The organism is Micromonospora sp. NPDC002575, assembly GCF_042889525.1.
In the GTDB taxonomy this organism is placed as follows: domain Bacteria; phylum Actinomycetota; class Actinomycetes; order Mycobacteriales; family Micromonosporaceae; genus Micromonospora; species Micromonospora carbonacea.
Window position 1 is genome coordinate 1 of sequence record NZ_JBIARA010000013.1, and the last position, 21,799, is coordinate 21,799.

Consider the following 21,799-nt stretch of genomic DNA (forward strand, 5'->3'; position numbering starts at 1 on the left):
CCCCGCCCCGACGACAACGCCCGCACATACGCCCCCGCCAACCGCCGCACACCCTCCTCACTCGACGCCGACACCTTCACCACAAACGACTCCTGAACCACTTGCTCACGCGACCCCACAACAGCCGGCGGCTCCTCCAGGATCACGTGGGCATTCACCCCACCCATCCCGAACGCCGACACCGCACCCCGCCGCGGCACACCCACCCTCCGCGGCCACGAAACAGCCTGATCCGCCACAAAGAACGGCGACTCCTCAAACCGGATATGGTCGTTCGGCCGCTGCACGTGCAGCGTCGGCGGGATCTGCTCCCGCTCAAACGCCAACAGCACCTTCACCACACCGGCCAAACCAGCCGCCGGCTCCAGATGACCGATGTTCGACTTCACCGAACCGATCGCGCAGAACTGCGTCCGCGACGTGAACTCCCGCCACGCCCGCGTCAAACCCTCCACCTCGATCGGATCACCCAACGACGTGCCCGTCCCATGCGCCTCCACCAGACCGATCCCGTCCGGACCGACCCCCGCATCCCGCAACGCCGCCACGATCACCTCCCGCTGGGCGGCGCTGCTCGGCACCGTCAACCCGCTCGTGCGGCCACCGTGGTTCACCGCCGTTCCCCGGATCACCCCCCGCACCCGGTCCCCGTCGCGCACCGCGTCCGCCAAGGGCTTGATCACCACCGTGACCACACCCTCACCCGGCACGAACCCGTCCGCCGACGCGTCGAACGCCCGCGACGCACCCGTCGGGGAGAACGACCGCAGGCGGGAGCCGAGCTGGAAGTACTGGGGGGACATGGCCAGGTGCACGCCGGCGACGATGGCCTGGTCGCACTCGCCGCTGCGGATGCTGCGCACCGCCGTGTGCAACGCCACCAACGACGACGAACACAACGTGTCGATCGTCATGCTCGGACCCGACAGATCCAGAAAGTAACTCACCCGGTTCGCGAGGATCGCGTTGTGGTTGCCGAGGCCGGCGGCGGTCTGCACGACGTCGCCGACGACCATGTCGCGGTAGTGCTGGTAGCTGGCGCCGACGAAGACGCCCGTCGGCCGCTCGGAGGCACGGCCGGAGAGCCCGGCGTCCTCAAGGGCCCGCCAGGCGGACTGGATGAGGTGGCGCTGCTGGGGGTCGATCCACTGCGCCTCGGCGGGCGAGATCCGGAAGAACGCCGCGTCGAAGCCGGTCAGCTCGTCGACGAAGCCCGCGCGGCGCAGGTAGACGGTGCCGGGCTCGGCGTCCTCGGAGTAGTAGTCGTCGATGTCCCAGCGGGACTTGGGCACCTCGCGCAGGCAGTCCTCGCCCCTGGAGAGGACCTCCCACAACTCGTCCGGGTTGCCGGCGTTCGGGAAGACCCCGTCGAAGCCGACGATCGCCATGTCGTGCCGGTCCGCCGTCCCCTCCGTCGCCGCGGCCACCGGTGCGACGGGGGCCGCGGCGACGGAGGGCGCAGCCGCGACCGGAGGGGTCGGCGCGGCCGCCGGGATAGGCGCGGGTGCCGGTGATTCGACGACCGGGGCGTCGACCGGGGCTGCCGGGGGCGCCGCGGCCACGGGGGTGGCCTCGCCGCCGGGCACGGTGGTGACCCCGTACGTGTCGCGCAGCTCGGCGACGAGGTTCTCCACCGTCCCCACCTCGAGCAGCAGCGTCACCGGGATGTCGACGCCGAGCCGGGCGCGGATGTCCTGGGCCAGGGAGACGGCGAGCATCGAGTCGAGGCCCTGGGCCTCCAGCGGGCGGTCGAGTTCGAGGGACTCGACGTCGGTCTCCAGCCCTTCGGCGATCCACCTGGCCAGGGCCGGCCCGAGGGCGCCGGAGGCGGTGGAGCCGTTGGCGCGGTACTGGCCGGTCGGCACGGCGGGTTGCGCGGGCGCGGCCGGGGCGCGGCCGTTGCCGGCGGCGGTCGTCCCGGTGGCGGCGCCGTCGTGCCGGGCCCGGTCCTGCGCGCCGGCCGAGCCGGGCTGGCCCGGTGGCGGGGCCGGGGAGATCCGCCGCCAGGTGATGCCCTCGGCGGTCAGCACGGGCCGGTCGCCGTCGAGCACGACCAGGCTCGCGGTGAGCAGCCCCGCGTCGGGCGCGCTGCCGCGGTCGCGTCGGGCGTAGACGCGCACGGCCGCGGGGAGCGGGGCGTGCACGGTCAGCCGCGCGATGGTGAACGGCACGTACAGGCCCTGGGCCCCGCAGGCGGCGAGGGCCACCTGGAAGGCGCCGTCGAGCAGCCGGGCGTCCACCGCTCCGGCGGGGTCGCCCTCGGCGCGCAGCGTGCCGACCGCCTGGCCGTACGCGGTGGACAGCGAGCGTACGCAGCGGAAGCCAGCGCCGTAGCGCAGGCCGTTGCGGTCGAAGTCGCGGTACATCTCGTCGAGGCCGACCGGGGTGAAGCCGACCGCGCTCGCCGGGGGCGTGAGCGCCGGATCGGCGGGCGTCGGTTCGGTCAGCTCCAGGTCGCAGACGACGCCGGAGGCGCCGTCGCGGAAGGTGATCCGGTCGCCGGTGCGCTCGGCGGTGAGCGTCGCCGGGGGCTGCACGGTCGCCCGGAAGGTGAGGTCCCGCAGGGCGTACGCGGCGCGGCCGACGACCTCGGCGACCTTGCCGGGATAGCCGGAGCCGGGCAGCGTGGGGTTGCCCAGGACGACGTGTTCGAACGCCTCGGGATGCTCGCCCCACGTCCAGCCGTGCGGGCGCGACGGTGCCGTCGGGCCCGCCGTGAGCTGCGCGGGGGCTGGTTCCAGCCAGAGGTGCTTCTCCTCGTGCGGCGCGGTGGGGAAGCGCACGGGGGCCCGTTCGGTGGCCGGGAGGGTGTCGCCGGCGACGAAGCGGCGGGCCGCCGCGTCGAGGGCGTCGCGGTCGGCGTCCAACGGCGCGATGGTGCCGCCCGCCGCCGCCGGGTCGACGACGCCGACGTGGAGGTTGCGGGTGCCCTCGGCGCGGGCGAGGAACAGCATGAGCTTGTCGTCGAGCTGCTCGACGGTGTCGACGACGCAGGCGAGCCGGTGGGTCGCCGCGGGGCGCTGCCGGCTGGCCACGCAGAGCCAGGCCAGCGGCGGGCAGTACGGCGAGCGCAGCAGCAGGACCAGCCGGCCGGCGAGGGTCCGCAGCCCCTCGGCGGAGTCCGCCGACAGGGTGAGCAGGCCGGGGCCGGCGTCGACGGGGGCCGGGGCGGGTTGCGGCGCCGCCGCGAGCACGGCGTGGGCGTTCACGCCGCCGAAGCCGAAGCTGCTGACCCCGGCGACCCGGGGCCCCGTCCAGGGCACGAGCCGGTCGGGGACGAACAGCGGGGAGTCCTCGAAGCGGAACCCGCGGTTGGGGAAGGTGAGGTTGGCCGAGGGCGGGATGCGTTCGGCCTGCAACGCCAGGATCGTCTTGATCAGCCCGGCGATGCCGGCCGCCGGTTCGAGGTGGCCGATGTTCGTCTTCACCGACCCGATCGCCACGGTGGCCCGGCCGGACCCGCCGAGGGCGGCGCGCAGCGCCTCCAGCTCGATGAGGTCGCCGAGCTGGGTCCCGGTGCCGTGCGCCTCGACGTAGCCGACGCCGTCGGCGTCGACGCCGGCGCGGCGCATCGCGGTGCGGATGACCGCCTCCTGGGCGGTGCTGCTCGGCGCGGTGAGGAACCCGGCGGCGCCGGTGTGGTTCACCGCGGCGCCCCGCACGACGGCGAGGATCGGGTCGCCGTCGCGCTGGGCGTCGGCGAGCCGCTTGAGGACGAGCACCCCCGCGCCCTCGCCGCGGACGTAGCCGTCGGCGTCGTCGTCGAAGGTGCGGCAGACGCCGTTCGGGGAGAGCATGCCGTTGCGCAGAAAGGACCGGGTCTTGGTCGGGGTGAGCACCAGGTTGGCCGCGCCGACGACGGCGGCGTCGATCTCGCCGGTACGCAGGTACATGGCAGCCTGGTGCAGGGCGACCAGCGACGAGGAGCAGGCCGTGTCGACGGCGAAGCTCGGCCCGGTCCAGTTGAAGGCGTGCGACAGCCGGTTGGCGACCATGGACACGGCGGTGCCGGTGGCCACGTGCGGGTCGCCGTGGCCGATGCTGCCGGCCACCAGCTCGGGGAAGTCGCTGGCGATGGTGCCGACGAAGACGCCGGTGGCGGTGCCGATGGAGGCGGCGTCGTGGCCGCAGCTCTCCAGCGCCTCGTCGGTGACGCTGAGCAGGATGCGCTGTAGCGGGTCCAGCCGCCGGGCTTCCCGGTCGGTGAGGTGGAAGCGGGCGGCGTCGAAGTACTCGACGCGGTCGACCCAGCCGGTCGGCACCTCGTCGGCCTCGGTCCACAGGTGCGCCCAGCCCCGGTGACCGGGCGGCGCGTCGCCGACGCTGGTGACGCCGCCGGCGAGGTTGGCCCAGAACTCGTCGGGGGTGGCCGCGCCGGGGAAGCGGCAGGCCATGCCGATGACGGCGAGGGCGTCGCCGTGGTCGGCGGGGGCGGCGGCGGGTCCGGCCGTGCCGTCTGCGTGGCCGGCGCGGACCGCGCCGTGGTCGGCGCGGGTGCCGCCCTGGTCGGCGCGGGTGCCGCCGTCGGCCGGGGCGGCCGGGGGCGCGGCCGGCGTCCGGGGGCGGGTCGGCTCCGGACGGTCGGCGGTCGGGGTGGCGGCCGTGCTCGCCGGCTGCTGCGCCGCGTCGGTCGCGGTCCCCGCCTCGGCGGCGACGACCGCCTCCGCGGCGGCGACGACGGCCTGCTCGGGGGTCTTGCCGGCGCCGCTGCGCACCGTGCCGGTGCCCGTGCGGGGCCGGTCGGCCGGGGCGACGCCGGGCTGGACCAGCTCGGCGAGCCGCTGCGGGGTGCCGGTGGCGAAGATGGCCGGCGGGGTCACCTCGACGCCGAACTCCTCGGTGAGGGCCGCCGCCGCGATCGTGACGTTGGCCGAGTCGCCGCCGAGGTCGAAGAAGTTGTCCGTGGCCAGGAAGACGTCGTGGCCGAGGACCGCGGCGAAGATCCGGGCGATGCGGTGGGCCGGCGGCTCGGTCGACTCGGCCGTCGGCTGCTCGACGGCGGCGACGGAGGGCACGCCGGTACGGATGATCGTGTCCCGGGACGGCTCGGGCAGCCGCGACCGGGCGATCTTGCCGTTGTCGGTCAACGGCATGGCGTCGAGGCGCACGTAGGCGTCGGGCACCATGTACTCCGGCAGGCGCTGCCCGACGAACTCGTCCAGGTCGGCCTTGACGAGGGTGTGGTCGGCGACCAGGTACGCGGTGAGCCGCGGCTCGCCCCGCCCCTCGAACGGAACGGCGATCACGGCGGCGGCGGTGACGCCGTCGTAGCCGCCGAGGACGCGTTCGATCTCGGCCGGCTCGATCCGGTTGCCCCGGACCTTCACCTGCGAGTCGGCGCGGCCCAGCCACTCGATCGCGCCGTCGGTGTGCAGCCGCACGGTGTCGCCGGTGCGGTAGAGGCGCAGGCCGGTGGCCGGGTGGGTGAGGAAGACCTCGGCGGTGCGGTCGGGGCGGTTGGCGTAGCCCCGGGCCAGGCCGACGCCCGAGAGGTGGAGTTCGCCCGTGCCGCCGGGGGCGACCGGGTTCAGCTCGGCGTCGAGGACGTGCAGGTCGAGGTTGGGCAGCGGCTCGCCGAGCGGCAGGTACGAGCCGACGGAGTCGACCCGGTGGGCGGATGCCCAGATCGTCGCCTCGGTGGGGCCGTACAGGTTCCACAGGGCGCGGGAGGTGGCGTGCAGCCGCTCGGCGACGGCCGGCGCGAGGGCCTCGCCGCCGGACAGGACGGTGAGCCCCGGGCCGGGGGCCCAGCCGGTCTCCAGCAGCAGCCGCCACATGCTGGGGGTGGCCTGCGCGACGGTGACCTCGCCGATGAGGTCGGCAAGGCGGTGCGGGTCGCGGGCCACGGCCCGGGACGCGAGCGCGACGGTGCCGCCGACGGTCAGCGGCAGCAGCAGCTCCAGCAGGGAGATGTCGAAGGCGACGGTGGTGTGCGCGAGCATCACGTCGGCGGCGGAGGAGCCGAGTCGCCCGCCGATGCCGGTGAGGAAGTTCGCCAGCGCGGCGTGGCCGATCTCCACGCCCTTCGGCTCGCCGGTGGAGCCGCTGGTGAACAGCACGTAGGCGAGGTCATCCCCGGTGACGGTGGGCGGCACGGCCAGCGCGGAGGCGTCCGGGCCGGGGATCGGCAGGACGGTGCCGACGGTCTCGCCGAAGGCGCGGCTGGGCGCGTCGGCGAGGATCAGGTCGCAGCGGGCGACCTCCACGTAGCGGCGCAGCCGCTCCACCGGGTAGTTGGGGTCCAGCGGCAGGAACGCGGCGCCGGCGCGCAGGATGCCCAGCATCGCGGGGACGAGGTCGGGGCCGCGCTCGGTGAGCAGGCCGACGACGCTGCCGGCCTCGACGCCCTGGTCGTACAGGTGGGCGGCGACGGCGTCGGCCCAGGCGTCCAGGGTGGCGTAGTCGATGGTCCGGTCGCCGCTGCGCACGGCGACGGCGTGCGGCCGGGCGGCCACGGTGGTCGCGACCAGGTCGAGCACGGTGGGACCGGACGACGCCGGCTGCGCGGCCGGCGCGGCGTCGGTCACGGCTCCGTCGGTCACGGCGCTGTCCGCGGGCCCGGCGGCGGCCGGCGCGGGGGCCGGTTCGGCGGCGGGCTGCACCGGTGCGGCCGACGCGTCGGCGGCGGGCGGTGCGGCCGAGCTGGCCGCGCCGGGGAGCATCGCGCCGAGGGCGATGTCCTCCACCCGCTCGGCGAAGTCGAGGGCGTCGTCGGCGGTCATCGCGGTCTCGCGGACGAACACGATCGGCGGCCCGTCGTGCAGGCAGAGCAGGGCGATCTCGGTGTCCGGGTCGGTGGCGGCCTCCTCGTCGGGGTCGCGCTCCAGCACCATGACGCGGGTGAAGGTCGGCCCGTCCGAGCCGGGCGGACGGTACGCCAGCCCGAGGCGGACCTCCAGGTCGGTGGCGTACCCGTGGCGGGCGGCGGCCTCGTCGAGCCGGTCGGCCAGGGTCTCGGCGTCGGCGGCGTCGAACCGGACCGGCACGCGCGCGGCGGCGAGCCCGCAGGTCGCCTCGGCCAGCGCGCGGGCCGACGACGGCGACCAGGCGAAGTCGAAGGTGGGGGCCTCCATGCGCTCGGCGAGCACGGCGAGGAACGCGCGGACGACGCTGACGGTCTCGGCCCGGGTCCGGGGCAGGTAGGCCAGCTGGTAGCGGCCGTAGTGCGCGGCGGCGGCGGAGAAGTCGGCGGCGGGCAGCGGCGCCGGACGCAGGTCGGCCAGGCGCGCCTTCCACCAGGGCTCGTGCCGGCGCAGCGGGGTCTGCGCCCCGGCGATCGCGGCGAGCCGCTCGGGCGGCGCGGCGGGCAACGGCCGGCCCGGGGCGATGCCGAGGCGCTGGGCGGCGGCCCGCGCGGACAGCGCGCTGCCGTCGACGGCCACGAAGTCGCTCAGCAGCAGGTCGGCGTCGGGGGCGGACAGCGTCAGGGCCGAGTCGGTGACGGCCGTGGCCACGGTCTCGGGCAGTGGGTCCTCGCGGGGGATGCGGCGGACCTGGCGGGTGAAGACCGCGCCCTGGGCGGTGACGAGGGTCGGCACGCCGAGCGGGTTGGGGAAGGTGCCGTAGTCGAGGGCCTTGGAGATGCGTTCGGCCTCGGCGGCCGTGGTGCCGGCGTGGATGAGGCCGCCGGCGGCGACGCGGTCGGACTGGAGGTAGAAGCGACGCTCCCTGCCGGTGGTGTCGACGGGCTCGGGCAGCGTCCCCGCCGCGACGTGCGGGACGAGGTCGGCGAAGAGGGCGATGCCGACCTCGGCCGTCTCGTAGGTCAGCGACAGCGCGGTGGAGTGGGTCCGGATCGGGAACCACCGTTCGAGCAGGACGGCGCCCGCGTCGACGCGTTCGGTCATCCGGTGCCAGGTCGCGGCGTGCCGGGACGCGCCCTCGTAGAGCGCCCAGGCGGCGACGTTGCTGCCGCCGTAGCGGGGCAACGGGCCGTCGTGGAAGTTGACGGCGGCCACCCGGGGCAGCTCCAGCACGGCGGCGGGCAGGATGCGGAAGTTGACGATGCTGAACAGGTAGTCGACGGGCGTGTCGGTGAGGGCGGCGACGAGGTCGGCGCGCGGGTCGAGCACGGGCACGCCGTGCTCGGCCGCCCAGGCGGCGGCGGCCGGGTCGTCGGTGAAGACGCCCTCGACGCGTACGCCGGCCGCGACGAGTTGGTCGGCGCAGCGGGCGAGGACCCGGGTGCCGCCGATGACGAAGCAGTTGACCACGGCGGTCATCCCTCGCTCTCGACGGAGTCGGCGGTTTCCCGGGCCACCCAGGCGTCGATCTGGGAGACGACCTCCTCGTCGAGGGAGAGCTGGCCGGGCGACCACAGCGGGTTGGACAGGCCGCGGTGGGTGCGCTCGCACAGCTCCCAGTCCTCGTAGTTGGCCTTGTCCCAGAGGGCGAAGACGGCCTCGTGCGAGAAGTCGCTCTTGGCCGTCTCCGAGGGGTGGAACAGCCAGAAGTGCCGGACGATGCAGGTGCTGGGGCTCTCGGGCCAGACCCACTGCATCATCACGTAGTCGGCGGTGAAGCCGAAGAGCAGGTTCGGCAGGATGGTGATCCAGTTGATCTTCTTGAGGTCGGCCTCGGGGACCAGCGGCATGGGCGAGCGCTGGCTGCGCCCGGTCATGGAGACCGAGTTGTAGCTGTCCCGGATGACCTGCCAGGCGCCGACGATGTCGCCCTTGAGCTCGTAGGTGCCCGCGTCGTCGAAGTCGGTGATGCGGTGCAGGTCCTTGTGGGCCGTCGGGAAGTGCAGGCTCTCGTTGACGTTGTGCGCCACGAGCTTCCAGTTGGAGGCGACCGGGTAGTCCTTGGCCTGCACGCACTTGAGGTCGGCCAGCTCGTAGACCCGGGCGAACTCGCCGAACTCGCCGAGGGAGGCGTCGAGGTCGGGGGCGTCGTCGGAGAAGGTGATGAAGACGACGCCGTACCGGACCTCGGTGCGCACCGGCAGCAGGCCGTTCTTCTCCTTGTCGAAGAAGTGGTCGAAGTAGGTGCCGTTCAGGCTCTTCAGCTTGCCGTTGCGGTCGTAGACCCAGCAGTGGTAGATGCAGACGAGGCTCTGCCGCTTGCCGGCGGCCTCCTCCACGAGGCGGTAGCCGCGGTGGCGGCAGTAGTTGTGGTACGCCTGGATGCCGTTGTCGCCGTTGATGATCAGCACCGAGCCGGTGCCGATGGTCAGGGTGACGTAGGAGCCCTTCTCGGGGAACCGGGAGACGTGGTCCACCGGCAACCACCGGCGGCCGTAGATGCGTTCCATCTCCCGGCGGTACTGCTCCTCGCCGGTGTAGAACGCGTGGGACCGGCCACGCCCGCCGGTGTCGTAGTAGGCCCGCTGGTCGTCCTGTTGGCCGATGAGGTCGAACATGCTGGACGCGCGCGTCATCTGCTTGACTCCTTGAGGATGAAGTGCACCGAACGAGGGGCGGAGGGCCGCGGCCCTCCCCCGTCGTGCCGCGCTCGCCCGGCGCGGCCCCACTCAGGTCAGGACGGTTCGTAGATGCGCTTGTGCTGAGGCACGCCGGCGTCGTCGTAGAGCCGGTCCAGGTTGTCCGGCGCGAAGATCTCGTGGCCCTCCACCCCGCCGGCGATGATGCCGAGCATCTTGGTGGTCCACTCCTGGCTGGTGCTGATCGCGCCGAGCACCGTCTCCAGGTAGGGGGTCAGGGTGAGTTCGGCGACGCTGGTGGTGTAGTCGTAGACGGGGGCGGTCTCCTCGTCGCGCACCTTGACGTAGTCGGCGAGGGCGTCGTCCATGGTGCGTGCCCCCGACAGTCCCTCGTGGATGCGGTCGGCGAGGAGCTCGCCGTGCAGGAAGGCGTCGGTCATGCCCCAGCCGGTGATCGGGTCCTTGTGGTATCCGGCGTCGCCGACGAGCGCCCAGCCCGGCCCGTGCGACTGGCGGTAGTAGTTGTCCGGGTAGCGCATCGGCCGCAGCGGCTCCTCGCGCCGGCCCTGGTCGCGCAGCTGCTGGGCCATCTCCGGCTCGACGTCGTCGAGGACCGCCAGGAAGCGGGCCTCGGGGTCCTGGCGGAACTCCTTGAGCTGCCGCCGGGTGCAGATGACGGCCACCATGTTGAGGTCGTCGTTGGTCGGCCAGGTGCCGTACCACTGCTCGTGGAAGCCCGTCTTGTGGTGCAGGCCCCAGTCGAGCCCGCTGTAGTAGGAGTAGTAGGTGAAGCCGGCGGCGGGCCGCACGTTGTACAGCTCCGCGCCGACCTTCCTGGCCACGGTGGAGTGGAAGCCGTCCGCGCCCACGACGACGCTGGCCCGGAACTCCCGGTCCGGCCCGTCGCCCTCGCGCCCGCGGATGCCGACCACGCGGCCCTCGGCGAAGACCAGGTCGGACACGGTGAACTGCTCCAGGACCTCGACGCCGGCGCGGCGGGCGGCGTTGACCAGGATCTCGTCGAGCACGATGCGCCGTGGGCAGTAGACCGCGTCGATCCCGTCGATGGGATCGGCGAAGCCCACCAGGGGGATGCCGTGGTTGGCGTAGTTCATCTTGCGGATGGCCGGCGTCTTCGCGTCGATCACCTCGTCGAGCAGACCCCATGCCTGGAGGCGGGCGAGCCCGGACTGGTGGATGTAGTGGGTCGACACCGCGTCGCTCGGAAAGGAGGAGCGGTCGACCATCAGGACCCGGTGGCCACGCCTGGCCAATAGCATTGCGACCGGCGAACCAGCGCAGCGTGCACCGACAACGATTACATCGAACATGGGGCTTGCTCCGATCAGTCGTCAGCCCGAGATAAAGCAACCGTCCAATGCGGGTGTGGGATGGCCAAGAGGCTACGTACGGCGTTCCTGCCGGTCAATGGATAGACATCGCGTCCGGTTGCCGCAGGCACCTATCGGTAGGGCCGAATGCGCGCCAAGCCCCTGCATGCTGACCATGAACCCCGACAAATACCCATCCCGAATGTGACGCGCATCACATCCGCAAAGTTTCCTGAAAGCAAGCTGAGAATGCGCCTGACCAGGGACAATCACTTTCAGTAATACGTAACGGCGACGCGAATGGTGGCGCTGAACCAGGCGGCGTCGCGCCAGATCCCGGCGTTAATGGGCCTTGCCGGCGAAGCCCGCAGGCAGGGCGGATGATCCACATAAGGCGGCGAACGAGCCAAGAAGGGTGCCAGCCCTGCCGTTCGCGCGGAACGCTACATTCCGGTCATCACCCCGGCTGACCTGGGACGACAGGGCGCCAACCCCGGTTGGTGGAAGACGGTTCACCGGCACGACACCCGCCGGCCACCCAGACTCGCCTCGGTTGCCTGTGGCAATTTCTGCACGATCTGACGGTTGCCCCAACGAACAGTTTTCACTGGACAACGATGGGCGGCGGGCTCGGCCTCCGCCGGACCGGGCCCGTGCGCGCTCCGCACGGCGGTCACCCCGGCGCTCCGTCGAGCCGGCGGGCAGCCGGACGGCATCCGTAATCGCAACGGGAAGCGTTTCGAAGACTGGAGAGAAGAAGGCGAAGCAGATTCGACGGACGAGATTCGCACTTTCGCGCGCCCGAATGCCCGTCCGGCTGATTGGCTCTGCCACGGCGGCGGAAAAACGCCGGAGGGCGGCATTCGCCCCGACGGCGGACCCGCCCGTTCGGCGGGCACGGACGCGGACGCCGGAAAACGTTAGACCCGCTTGTTCCCCGCGGTCCCCCGATTGCCATTCGACCAATGGTGGACGGACCCGCGCGCCCATGAGCGCCGACGGGAACGGGGAAACGTCACGCCCGTTCCGGCCGGACGGCGACGGCGCGCCCCGGACGGATCCGTCGCGCAGCCGGACGACGCCGGGCGCGGCCCGGGCTCCCCGGCGCACCGCCACCTCGACCGCCCCGACCTGGCGTCACCCCCGGGTGACATCGCCCGGTCGCCGGGCGGGCAACCGCCACCCGGGGCCGGAGGCGTGGGGCCCACCCCCGGCCCCTCCATGCGCCTTGCAAATCCCACGGACGACAATTCCACGAGGCGACTTCCCGGCATCCGACGCGGATCGCCGGCCCGCCCCTTCACCGACCTCGGGCGGCCCGCCACTGTGGGGGCGGCCGGCCGCGTTCCACAGCTCACACACAGGATTGCAATGCGCCGGTAACACATCGAGATATACCAATGAGATCGGCACCGCGTTCCACCTGTCGGACACCGCGCGGGGTGCCCCTAATCGGACCGACCCGGTGTGCTCACGATCAGCGGCGGCTGAGCAGGGAGGTGACCCGCATCCGTTCGCTGTGGATCCACACGTCGGAATACTCGATCGCGCGGCCGTCGTCGAGGTAGGTGATCTGCTCCAGGTAGAGCAGGGGAAAGTGCTCCGGGACGCCGAGCGCCTCGGCGATCCGCCCGGTGGCCGCGGTCGCGGTGAACGTCCGCCGGCCGGTGGTGATCTTCAGCCCGTAGTCCTTCTCCAGCAGGCCGAACAGGGACCGGTCGGCCAGGTCCGCCCGCTCCAGGCCGGGGGCCAGGTCGGTGCGGACGTAGTTGACCAGCCAGGCCACCGGCCCGCTGGCGGCGCAGCGCAGCCGCTCCAGCCGCAACACCGACTGCCCCGGGTTCAGGTCGAGCAGCGTGGCCAGCGGCGGCGGGGCCGCCATCACCCGCTGGGTCACCACCTGGGTGGTGTAGGAGACGCCCTGCCGGGCGAAGTCCTCGGACAGCGTGGTGAGCTTCTGCGCGATGGACGGCTCGATGGCGGTGGAGGTAACGAACGTGCCCCTCCCCCGGACCTGCACGAGCAGGCCGTCGCGGATCAGCGTGGACAGGGCCCGGCGCAGGGTGCCCCGCGAGATGCCCAGGTCGGCGGCGAGCTCGGGCTCGCTGCGCAGCCGGTAGTGCGGTGGCCACTCGCCCGCCAGGATCCGGGCCCGGATCTGCTCCGACACCTGGGCGTGCAGGGGTGCCGGAGCGTCGCGGTCGAGCCGCTCGGTCGCCTCGTGCGGGCTGGGCTGGTCCGACATGGTGCCTTCCGGTGGGGGCCGGCGCCCCTCGACGTGGTGGCCGGTGCCGCCACCGCCGTCGAGGGGCGACGGACGGTCAGTAACTCGTGGTGTGCTCGTTGACTTCGTCGGTGACGATAGCCACCCCGGCGCTGGTGCCGAGCAGCACCGCCCCCGCCCGCAGCAGGGACACGGCCTGCGCGAAGGACTTGATGCCGCCCGAGGCCTTGACCCGTACCCCCTGCGGGGCGCGGGCGACCAGGTAGGCGATGCTGTCGGGGTTGGCGATCTCCACCGCGCCGCTGCTGGCGTTCTTCAGGTACGCGGCACCGGCCTCGATGGACAGCTCGACGGCGGCCTCCCGCTCGGCCGGGGTGAGCAGCGGCAGCTCCAGCATGACCTTGATCGGCACGCCGGCCGCCCGGACGACGCCGGCGATGTCGTCGCGGAAGGCGTCGTAGCGGCCGCTCTTGAGCCAGCCGATCTGCACGCCGATGTCGATCTGCGTGGCGCCGGCCCGCACCAGGCTCTCCGCCTCGGCGGCCTTGCCGGCGCTGGTGGTCACGCCGACGGTGGGAAAGTCGAGCGCCGAGGCGACGCCGGCGTCCGTGCCGCGTAGCACCTCGGCGACCTCGGCGACCCACGAGCCGGGCACCATGGCGGCGTCGAAGCCGTACCGGAGGGTCTCCTCGGCGTGCGCGACCATCCGGTCGCGGGTGACGCCGACGTCGATCAGCGTGTGTTGGATGTAGGGCGCCAGCGCGGCCGGGGTGATCTCGGCGTCGGGCAGGATGGCAGTGCTCACGTTCTTCTCCAAGTCGGTGCGTCGTGGTGCGGGCGGGTGCCGGGCTACATCCGGTCCCGGTAGTAGTCGGGTACGACGACGCCGGGCTCGTCGAACCAGCGCGGCACGTCCACGCCGCAGACCAGCCCGACGTTGCCCCACGGGTTGAACGCCCCCGTGCGGACGATCGCCTTCGCCTGGTGGGCCAGCTCGCCGAGCATCTCGGCGTGCGGGCGCGTGGTCAGCGGCGCGCCGGGGAAACGCTGCCCCAGCCAGTCCGCGAGGGGACGGTTGTGGGTGGTCACGTCCTCGGCCACGACGACGCCCTCGACGATGATCTCGTCGGCGACGAGGTCGAGCACGGTGGTGAGCCCGGGCAGGTCCTCGGCGACGGCGAGGTCGATGCGGTGCGCCGTGCGGGGGATCGGGAACCCGGCGTCGACCACGAGCAGGAGGTCGGTGTGGCCCAGGGTGGCGAGCACCCCGGACAGCTCGGCGTGGAGCAGACCTGTGCGTTTCATGCTTTCTCCTTCATGGTGTGCGCGCCGGTGGCCAGCGCCATGACCTTCTCCTCGGTGGCCTGCGCCGCCGGGAGCACGCCGACCAGGCGTCCGGCGGCCATGACCGCGATCCGGTCGCTGACGGTCAGCAGCTCGGGCAGGTCCGAGGAGGAGACGACGATCGACACGCCGTCGGCGGTCAGGTGGCGGAACAGCCGGTAGATCTCCGCCTTGGCGCCGACGTCGACGCCGCGGGTGGGTTCGTCGAGCAGCATCAGCCGGGGCTCGATGGACAGCCAGCGGGCGAGCAGGGCCTTCTGCTGGTTGCCGCCGGAGAGCTGGGTGATGCCCTGCGCGGTGCCGGACGTCTTCACCGTCAGCTCACGGGCGCGGGTGTCGGCGTCGCGGCGCAGCGCCCCGCGCCGCAGCAGGCCAAAGCGTTGCCGGCGGCCGAGCGTCAGGACGTTGACGTTGTCGGCGACGCTCATCGTCGGCAGGATGCCCTGCTGCCGGCGTTCCCCGGGCAGGTAGGCGACACGGGCGCGGATCGCGTCGCGCGGCGTAGGCGCGGCGAACGGCTCCCCGTCGAGCCGCAACTCGCCGCCGTGGACCGGGTCGGCGCCGAAGACGCCACGCAGCAACTCGACGCGACCGCTGTCGGGCAGGCCGGCCACGCCGAGCACCTCGCCGGGCGCGACGTCGAGGTCGACGCCGGTGAACCCGGCCCCGGTCACGGCCCGCATCCGCAGCCGGGGGGTGGCCGTCCCGGCGGGAGCGACGGTGTCGTGCCGGGCGAACTCGGCGGCCAGCTCGCGGCCGACCATCGCCGAGACCACCTCGTCGGGGCTGACCCGGGCGGTGGGCCAGTCGGCGACGTGCCGGCCGTCGCGCAGCACGTGGATGTGCTGGGACAGCGCGAACACCTCGGGCATCCGGTGCGAGACGTAGAGCAGGGTGACCCCGTCGGCCTGCAGGTGGCGGATCACCTCGAACAGCCGGTCCGACTCGGCCGGTGACAGGATCGACGTCGGCTCGTCGAGGATGACCACCCGCGCCTCGCGGGCCAGGGACCGGGCGACCACCACCAGCTGCTGCGCGGCGGCGTCGAGGTGGCGGACGGTGCGCCGGGGGTCGACCCGCAGGCCGAGCCGGTCCAGCAGCTCGGCCGCGCGCTCGTCCATCCGTCGCCGGTGCGGGAAGGGCCGGGGTCCCGGTTCGGCGCCGAGCATGATGTTCTCGGCGACCGTCCGGTCCTGGGCCAGGGCCAGCTCCTGCGGGACCAGCGCGACCCGGTGGCGGCTGAGCAGGGTCGCCGGGTCGAACCGGCGTACCTCCTCGCCGGCCACCCGGACCGCACCGGCGGTGGGCGTGTCCAGCCCGGCCAGGATCTTCATGAGTGTCGACTTGCCGGCGCCGTTCTCCCCCATCACGGCGGTGAGGCTGCCGGCGGGGACGCTCAGGGTGACGTCCTGAAGGGCGCGGACGACGCCGAAGTGCTTCGACAGACCGGTCACCTCGACGGCGGCCGTCGTCGGTGCGGCGATCGTGGCCGGGCTGGTCATCGGTCAGCCCTCCACCGGCACGTCGTCGACGTTGGCGGGGGTGACGACGAGGACGCCCGTGTCGACGCCGGCGACGGGGGTGCCGTTCTTCAGGAACTCGGCCAGCAGCTTGACCGCCTGGTAGCCCTGCTCGGCCGGGGCCTGGCTGATGGTCAGGTCGACCACGCCGGCCTTGAGGTACTCGACGGTCTGCGGCTGCACGTCGAAGCCCACCGAGTGGATCTTGCCGACGTTGCCGGACTGCTGGAGCCACTTGGCCCCGGCGGTGAAGCTGCAGCAGTCGAGCGAGACCAGGGCGATCGCGTCCTTCTGCGCGGCCATCGTCGACTCGATGGTGTTGTACGCGGCGCTGGGCTCGTTGCCGGTGTTCACCGGGCCGACGATCTGCAGGCCGGAGTCCTTGACCCCCTCCTGGAAGCCGGAGAACCGGTCGTTGGACCAGCCGGCGCCGGAGTCGACCGAGGCGACGACGACCTTGCCGGTCCTGCCCTTGAGCACGCCGAGCAGCTCCTTGGCCAGGGAACGGCCGGAGGCGACGAGGTCCTGACCGACGAAGCCCATCTGCTTGGACTCGGGGTTGTTGGTGTTGAACGAGATGATCGGGATGCCGGCGTCGTACGCCTGGGCGATGACCGGCTTGAGGGCGTCGTTGCTGGCCGAGGAGACCGCGAGGCCGTGGATCTGCTTCTGGTTGATCAGGGTCTGCAGCTCGGCGACCTGGTCGGCGGGGTTGCCGCCGGAGGGGCCGATCATCTGCGCGTCGACGCCGAACTCCTTGGCGCCGCGCTCCATGCCCTGCCGGATCGGGACGGCGAAGGCCAGCGACGGGTCGTGGTAGCTGAGCTTGATCTTGAGCGGCTCGCCCTTCTCGACCGCGTCGGAGATGTAGTCGGCGAGCTTGAACCCGCCGCCGTTCTCGGTGGAGGCGGTGCTGGCCGGGGTGACCGCGCCGCAGGCGGCGTTCGCCAGCAGCGCCAGGCCGAGGGTCGCGACGACCGCGACCCGACGCCGGAGGGACAGCTTCATCGGGGTGGCTCCTTGCGGTGTGTGGGGGAAGGGAGAGGAGGCGCGGGGCGCGGGCCGGGACGGTCACCGACGCCCGGAGCGTCTGCGCAGCCAGGTGTCGGCGGCGACGGCGAGGATGATCACCGCGCCGGTCGCCACGGTCTGCCAGAACGAGGAGATGCCGCGCAGGTTGAGGATGTTCTGCAGGACGCCGATGAACGCGACGCCGATGACGGTGCCGAGCATGGTGCCGGAGCCGCCGAACAGGGCCGCCCCGCCGATGATCACGGCGGAGATGGCGGTCAGCTCCATCCCGGTGCCGGTGACGCCCTGCACGTAGGACAGGAACGACAGGCCGAGCACGCCGGCCAGGCCGGCGAGCGTCCCGGACAGGGTGAACGCGGCGACCTTCACCCGACCGGTGTCGATGCCGCACAGCCGGGCGGCCTCGGCGCTGCCGCCGACGGCGTAGGTGTTGAAGCCGTAGCGGGAGCGGGACAGCACGATCGTGCCGACGACGGCGACGAGCGCGAACAGCACGAGCTGCATCGGCACGACGCCGAACAGCTTGCCCTGGCCGAGCAGGTTGAACTCGGCCACGCCGGGGTCCTTGGCCGACAGCGAGATCGGCGCGCCGCCGCTGAGCAGCAGCGTCACGCCCCGGTAGACGCTCAGCGTGCCGAGCGTGACGATGAACGACGGGATGCCGAAGCCGACGGTCAGCAGCCCGTTGAGCAGGCCCGCGACCGCGCCGGCGGCGATGCCGCCGAGGGCGGCCAGCGGCCAGGCGACGTCGGAGGTCATGAGCAGCCCGCAGACGACGGCGCCGAGGCCGTAGATCGAGCCCACCGAGAGGTCGATCTCGGCGTTGATGATGACGAACGTGACGCCGACGGCCATGATGCCGATCTGGGCGATCTGCTGGCCGACGGTGAGGAAGTTGCCCGTCCCCACGAACCCCGGGGCGATCAGGGTGCCCAGGGCGAACAGCACGACGAGGGCGAGGAAGGTGCTGGCCTCCCGGGCGTGCAGGAAGCGGTGCAGCGGGGAACGGGCGGGCGGGGCGGCGGCGGGTTTGCCCACCGCGGGCGCCACGGGGGTGGTGGTCTGGGCCATCTGTCTCATCTCCTCAGCAGGGCCGCGACGTCGTCCGGGTACGGCAGGGCGGGGATCACCTCGGCGACGCCGACAGCGTGCGCGCCGGCCGCGGCGGCGAAGCGCACCGCGTCGGTGAGGGCGTCGCCCCGGGCCAGGGCCACGGCGAGCGCCGCGGTGAAGGCGTCGCCCGCGCCGGTGGTGTCGACGACGCGGGCGACGGTGACCGGGTCGACGCGTGCCCGCTGCCCGTCGTGGTCGACGAGGGCGCCGTCGGCGCCGAGGGTGAGCACGATCGTCCCGGCGTAGCGGGTGCGCAGCAGGTCCACCAGCTCGTCGCCCGTGGCCGGGTCCGCGGGGTCGCGGCCGGTGAGCACCCGGGCCTCGCTGGCGTTGGGCGTGACCACGTCGATCCAGTCCCACGCCTCGTCGGGCAGCGCGACGGCGGGGGCGGGGTTGAGCAGCGTGCGCACGCCGCGCTCGTGGGCGGTGCGCAGCGCGGCGAGGGCCACCGGCAGCGGGATCTCCAGGGAGACCACGGCCAGGTCCGCCTCGGCGATGCGGTCGGCGAAGCCCGCGACGTCGGCGGGGGTCAGCTCGTCGAGCGCGCCGGGGGCGATGGCGATGCGGTTCTCGCCGTCGGCGTCGACCAGGATGACGCCGACCATGGTGGCGGAGGCGGTGGTGGTGCGCACGCCCGCGGCGTCCACGCCCTCCCGCGCCCAGAGTTCCCGGGCGGCGACGCCGAACTGGTCGGCGCCGACGGCGGTCAGCAGGCTGACCCGCGCGCCGAGCCGGGCGGCGGCGACGGCCTGGTTCGAGCCCTTGCCCCCGTGGCCCGAGGCGAAGCTGCCGCCGGAGAGGGTCTCCCCGGCCACCGGCACCCGGGGCACCCGCATGGTCAGCCCGGCGCCGTAGCTGCCGATCACTGCAATCTTCATCCCGACCCCATGTTCATGGACAACCATGTACAACTGAGGGGACCGTAAGGATCGCCGCAGGGCGGTGTCAAGGGCCACGCCGACATTTCGCGGAAACATTCCCGCAACCCGAGGACGCGCCAACCGGGCGCGAGAAGAGGCTTTCCACACCTTTGCGAACTTGATCCCCGAGGCTTTCGTACCACATGGGGCTTTTGGTCCCCGCGGCATCGGCGGGGCCGGAGCGCCTCGGGTGGGCGCGCGGTCCGGCCCGGCGGGGCGGCCGGGCGGCCATAGGGCCACGCTATGAACCGTTCGGTATATATCGATGTTCGCGGATTGACCTTAGGCTCCCCACAACCGCTCGGACCGGCCCAGCGGCTCACCAGGCCCTGTGCCGGCCAGAACAAGGGAGGACCGGGAGATGACACTCCCCCGCACGAGCCCCCGCCGGTTGGCCGCCTTCGGCGTCCTCACCACCGCCGCGCTGGCCGCCGCCACGGTCGGTGCGCCGGCCAGCGCGGCGCCCGCCACCGGCGAGATCCTGTCCGCCGGCAGCGCCACGGCGGTCAAGGACAGCTACATCGTGGTGCTGAAGGACAGCGCCGTCGGCGGCCGGGCCGGTACCCGGGCCGCCGCCGTCGCGAACTCGGCCGGCGTCCTCGCCGGCCGGTACGGCGCCACCGTCGGCCACGTGTACGGCGAGGCGCTCAACGGCTTCGAGGTCCGGCTGTCGGAGCGGGCCGCCAAGCGGCTGGCCGCCGACCCGGCCGTGGCGTACGTCGAGCAGAACCAGACCGTGACGACCACCGCGACCCAGACCAACCCGCCGTGGGGCCTGGACCGGATCGACCAGGCCGCCCTCCCGCTGTCGGGCACCTACAGCTACACCAGCACCGGCTCGGGCATCACCGTGTACATCATCGACACGGGCATCCGGACCACCCACAGCCAGTTCGGCGGGCGGGCCGTCGACGGCTACGACGCGGTCGACGGGGCCCTGCCGGCCGCGGACTGCAACGGCCACGGCACGCACGTCGCCGGCACCGTCGGCGGGTCGACCTACGGGGTGGCCAAGAGCGCCCGGCTGGTGGCGGTGCGGGTGCTCAACTGCTCCGGCAGCGGCACCACGGCGGGCGTCATCGCCGGCGTCGACTGGGTGACCTCCAACCACCAGGCCGGCACCCCGGCGGCGGCGAACATGAGCCTCGGCGGCGGCCTCAACACCTCCCTGAACACCGCCGTGGCCAACTCGATCGCCGACGGCGTCACCTACGCGGTGGCCGCCGGCAACTCCAGCGCCAACGCCTGCAACTACTCCCCGGCCGCGGTGCCGACCGCGATCACCGTCGGCGCGACGCAGAGCGACGGCGCCCGCGCGTCGTACTCGAACTACGGCACCTGCCTGGACATCTTCGCGCCGGGCTCGGCCGTGCTGTCGGCCTGGTACACCAGCGACACGGCCACCAACACCATCAGCGGCACCTCGATGGCCTCCCCGCACGTGGCCGGCGCCGCCGCCCGCGTGCTGCAGAACAACCCGTCGTGGACCCCGGCGCAGGTCGCGTCGTACCTGGTCTCCACCGCCAGCAGCGGCACGGTGGGCAGCCCCGGCAGCGGCTCGCCGAACCGCCTGCTCTACCTCTCCCCCACCAGCTGACCTGACCACCAGCCGCCGGCCCCGGGGTGACCACCCCGGGGCCGGCGCGTCGGAAAGGACCGGACATGATCGTTCCTGGCACCCGACGCCGGCGATCGCTCGCAGCCGCCCTCGGCGTGGCGCTCGCCCTCGGCGCGGGCCCGCTCGCCGCATCGCCGGCCGCCGCGGCCACCGCGCCCATCCGGCACGCCGGCGGCCCCACCGCCGTGCCCGACAGCTACCTCGTCCTGCTGGACGACCGCGCCGCCGCCGGGTCGGCCGCGTCGGTCGCCGCCACCGCCGACCGCCTCGCCGGCAGGTTCGGTGGCGTACGCGGCCACGTCTACCACGCCGCCGTCCGTGGCTTCGAGATCCGCCTGCCGGAGCGGGCCGCCCGCCGGCTCGCCGCCGACCCGGCCGTGGCGTACGTCGAGCAGAACCACGTGACGGCGCTGGCGGCCGGCGTCCAGCTCGACCCGCCGTCGTGGGGGCTGGACCGCATCGACCAGCGCAAGCTGCCGCTCGACGGCCGGTACGCCTACCCGAACACCGCGCCGAACGTGCAGGCATACGTCCTGGACACCGGCATCCGCGCCAGCCACGTCGACTTCGGCGGCTCCGTCGCCGGCGGGTACGACGCGGTCGACGGGGCCCTGCCGGCCGACGACTGCAACGGCCACGGCACCCACCTCGCCGGCACCATCGGCGGCCAGCTGCACGGGGTGGCCAAGGACGCCCGGCTGGTGCCGGTGCGGGTGCTCAACTGCTCCGGCAGCGGCACCTGGGCGCAGGTCATCGCCGGCATCGACTGGGTCACCCGGTACGCGGTGAAGCCCGCCGTGGCCACCATGGGCCTCGGCGGCAGCGCCAGCAGCGCCGTGGACGCCGCGCTGAACGCCTCCATCAGCTCCGGCGTCACGTACACGGTGCCCTCGGGCAGCTCGTCCAGCGACGCCTGCAACTTCTCGCCCGCGCGGGTGCCCGCGGCGCTCACGGTCTCCGGCACCCTCTCCACCGACGTGAAGATGGGCTCGGCCAACTACGGCGCCTGCGTGGACATCTTCGCCCCCGGCGGCGGCATCACCTCGACCTGGAACACCAGCGACACCGCCACCAACACGGTCAGCGGCAGCCCGATGGCCGCCGCGCACGTCGCCGGCTGCGCCGCCCTGGTGCTCTCCGACCATCCCACCTGGACCCCGGCGCAGGTGGCGGCGCACCTCGCCGCCACCGCCACCGCCGGTGTCGTCGGCAGCCCGGGAGCCGGCTCGCCGAACCGGATGCTCTACTGCGGCCCCTGACGCCGCGGTGACCGTCTCGACCGCAGCCCGCCGGGCGGGGCGGGCTGCGGCGGGCG

At 73.3% G+C, this 21,799-nt stretch carries 12 protein-coding genes; 2 read left to right on the forward strand and 10 right to left on the reverse strand.

Translation table 11 applies throughout. The annotated features are described in order from the left end of the window. The 10 genes from ACFYWL_RS19790 to ACFYWL_RS19835 form a co-directional block, all read right to left on the reverse strand. A partial coding sequence (locus ACFYWL_RS19790; RefSeq protein ID WP_386974674.1) for an amino acid adenylation domain-containing protein occupies positions 1–8,222 on the reverse strand: 8,222 nt, incomplete at its 3' end. Further along, positions 8,219–9,379 (reverse strand): SRPBCC family protein, encoded by a 1,161-nt coding sequence (locus tag ACFYWL_RS19795; RefSeq protein ID WP_386974676.1) that lies wholly within the window; start codon positions 9,377–9,379, stop codon positions 8,219–8,221. The genes ACFYWL_RS19790 and ACFYWL_RS19795, both read right to left, overlap by 4 nt. Before the next feature lie 98 nt (positions 9,380–9,477). Continuing rightward, on the reverse strand, positions 9,478–10,713 hold the full coding sequence (locus ACFYWL_RS19800; protein ID WP_386974678.1) for an NAD(P)/FAD-dependent oxidoreductase: 1,236 nt from the start codon (positions 10,711–10,713) through the stop codon (positions 9,478–9,480). 1,477 nt (positions 10,714–12,190) lie between these two features. Beyond that, positions 12,191–12,958, reverse strand: coding sequence for a GntR family transcriptional regulator (locus tag ACFYWL_RS19805; RefSeq protein WP_386974680.1), 768 nt, complete (start codon positions 12,956–12,958; stop codon positions 12,191–12,193). 76 nt (positions 12,959–13,034) lie between these two features. Further along, positions 13,035–13,742 carry a deoxyribose-phosphate aldolase gene (gene deoC, locus ACFYWL_RS19810; protein ID WP_386974682.1) on the reverse strand — a complete coding sequence of 236 codons (708 nt, stop codon included), beginning with the start codon at positions 13,740–13,742 and terminating at the stop codon, positions 13,035–13,037. A gap of 44 nt (positions 13,743–13,786) precedes the next feature. Continuing rightward, positions 13,787–14,242: a D-ribose pyranase gene (gene rbsD / locus ACFYWL_RS19815; protein ID WP_043963491.1), complete on the reverse strand. Its 456-nt coding sequence runs from the start codon at positions 14,240–14,242 to the stop codon at positions 13,787–13,789. Continuing rightward, positions 14,239–15,783, reverse strand: a complete 1,545-nt coding sequence (locus ACFYWL_RS19820) for a sugar ABC transporter ATP-binding protein (protein ID WP_386974684.1) — start codon at positions 15,781–15,783, stop codon at positions 14,239–14,241. The genes rbsD and ACFYWL_RS19820 overlap by 4 nt, the downstream gene beginning before the upstream one ends. A gap of 3 nt (positions 15,784–15,786) precedes the next feature. Then, a complete protein-coding gene (locus ACFYWL_RS19825; RefSeq protein ID WP_386974686.1) occupies positions 15,787–16,809 on the reverse strand; it encodes a substrate-binding domain-containing protein in 1,023 nt (340 codons plus the stop codon). Positions 16,810–16,872: 63 nt separating this feature from the next. Next, on the reverse strand, positions 16,873–17,904 hold the full coding sequence (locus ACFYWL_RS19830) for an ABC transporter permease (RefSeq protein ID WP_386974688.1): 1,032 nt from the start codon (positions 17,902–17,904) through the stop codon (positions 16,873–16,875). 5 nt (positions 17,905–17,909) lie between these two features. Further along, entirely contained in the window at positions 17,910–18,824 is a 915-nt protein-coding gene (locus ACFYWL_RS19835; protein ID WP_386974690.1) for a ribokinase, read from the reverse strand. A gap of 403 nt (positions 18,825–19,227) precedes the next feature. Between ACFYWL_RS19835 and ACFYWL_RS19840 the strand changes: the two genes are divergently transcribed. Then, complete coding sequence (locus ACFYWL_RS19840) at positions 19,228–20,463, forward strand: S8 family peptidase (protein WP_386974692.1); 1,236 nt, start codon at positions 19,228–19,230, stop codon at positions 20,461–20,463. 65 nt (positions 20,464–20,528) lie between these two features. Beyond that, positions 20,529–21,743, forward strand: a complete 1,215-nt coding sequence (locus ACFYWL_RS19845; RefSeq protein WP_386974694.1) for a S8 family serine peptidase — start codon at positions 20,529–20,531, stop codon at positions 21,741–21,743. The last annotated feature ends 56 nt before the right edge of the window (positions 21,744–21,799 follow it).

Coding starts and splice junctions, on each gene's coding strand:
- ACFYWL_RS19805 (WP_386974680.1), bottom strand. CDS start 12,958: ATGTCGGACCAGCCCAGCCCGCACGAGGCGACCGAGCGGCTCGACCGC.
- ACFYWL_RS19835 (WP_386974690.1), bottom strand. CDS start 18,824: ATGAAGATTGCAGTGATCGGCAGCTACGGCGCCGGGCTGACCATGCGG.
- ACFYWL_RS19825 (WP_386974686.1), bottom strand. CDS start 16,809: ATGAAGCTGTCCCTCCGGCGTCGGGTCGCGGTCGTCGCGACCCTCGGC.
- ACFYWL_RS19840 (WP_386974692.1), top strand. CDS start 19,228: ATGACACTCCCCCGCACGAGCCCCCGCCGGTTGGCCGCCTTCGGCGTC.
- ACFYWL_RS19820 (WP_386974684.1), bottom strand. CDS start 15,783: ATGACCAGCCCGGCCACGATCGCCGCACCGACGACGGCCGCCGTCGAG.
- rbsD (WP_043963491.1), bottom strand. CDS start 14,242: ATGAAACGCACAGGTCTGCTCCACGCCGAGCTGTCCGGGGTGCTCGCC.
- ACFYWL_RS19830 (WP_386974688.1), bottom strand. CDS start 17,904: ATGGCCCAGACCACCACCCCCGTGGCGCCCGCGGTGGGCAAACCCGCC.
- ACFYWL_RS19845 (WP_386974694.1), top strand. CDS start 20,529: ATGATCGTTCCTGGCACCCGACGCCGGCGATCGCTCGCAGCCGCCCTC.
- ACFYWL_RS19795 (WP_386974676.1), bottom strand. CDS start 9,379: ATGACGCGCGCGTCCAGCATGTTCGACCTCATCGGCCAACAGGACGAC.
- ACFYWL_RS19800 (WP_386974678.1), bottom strand. CDS start 10,713: ATGTTCGATGTAATCGTTGTCGGTGCACGCTGCGCTGGTTCGCCGGTC.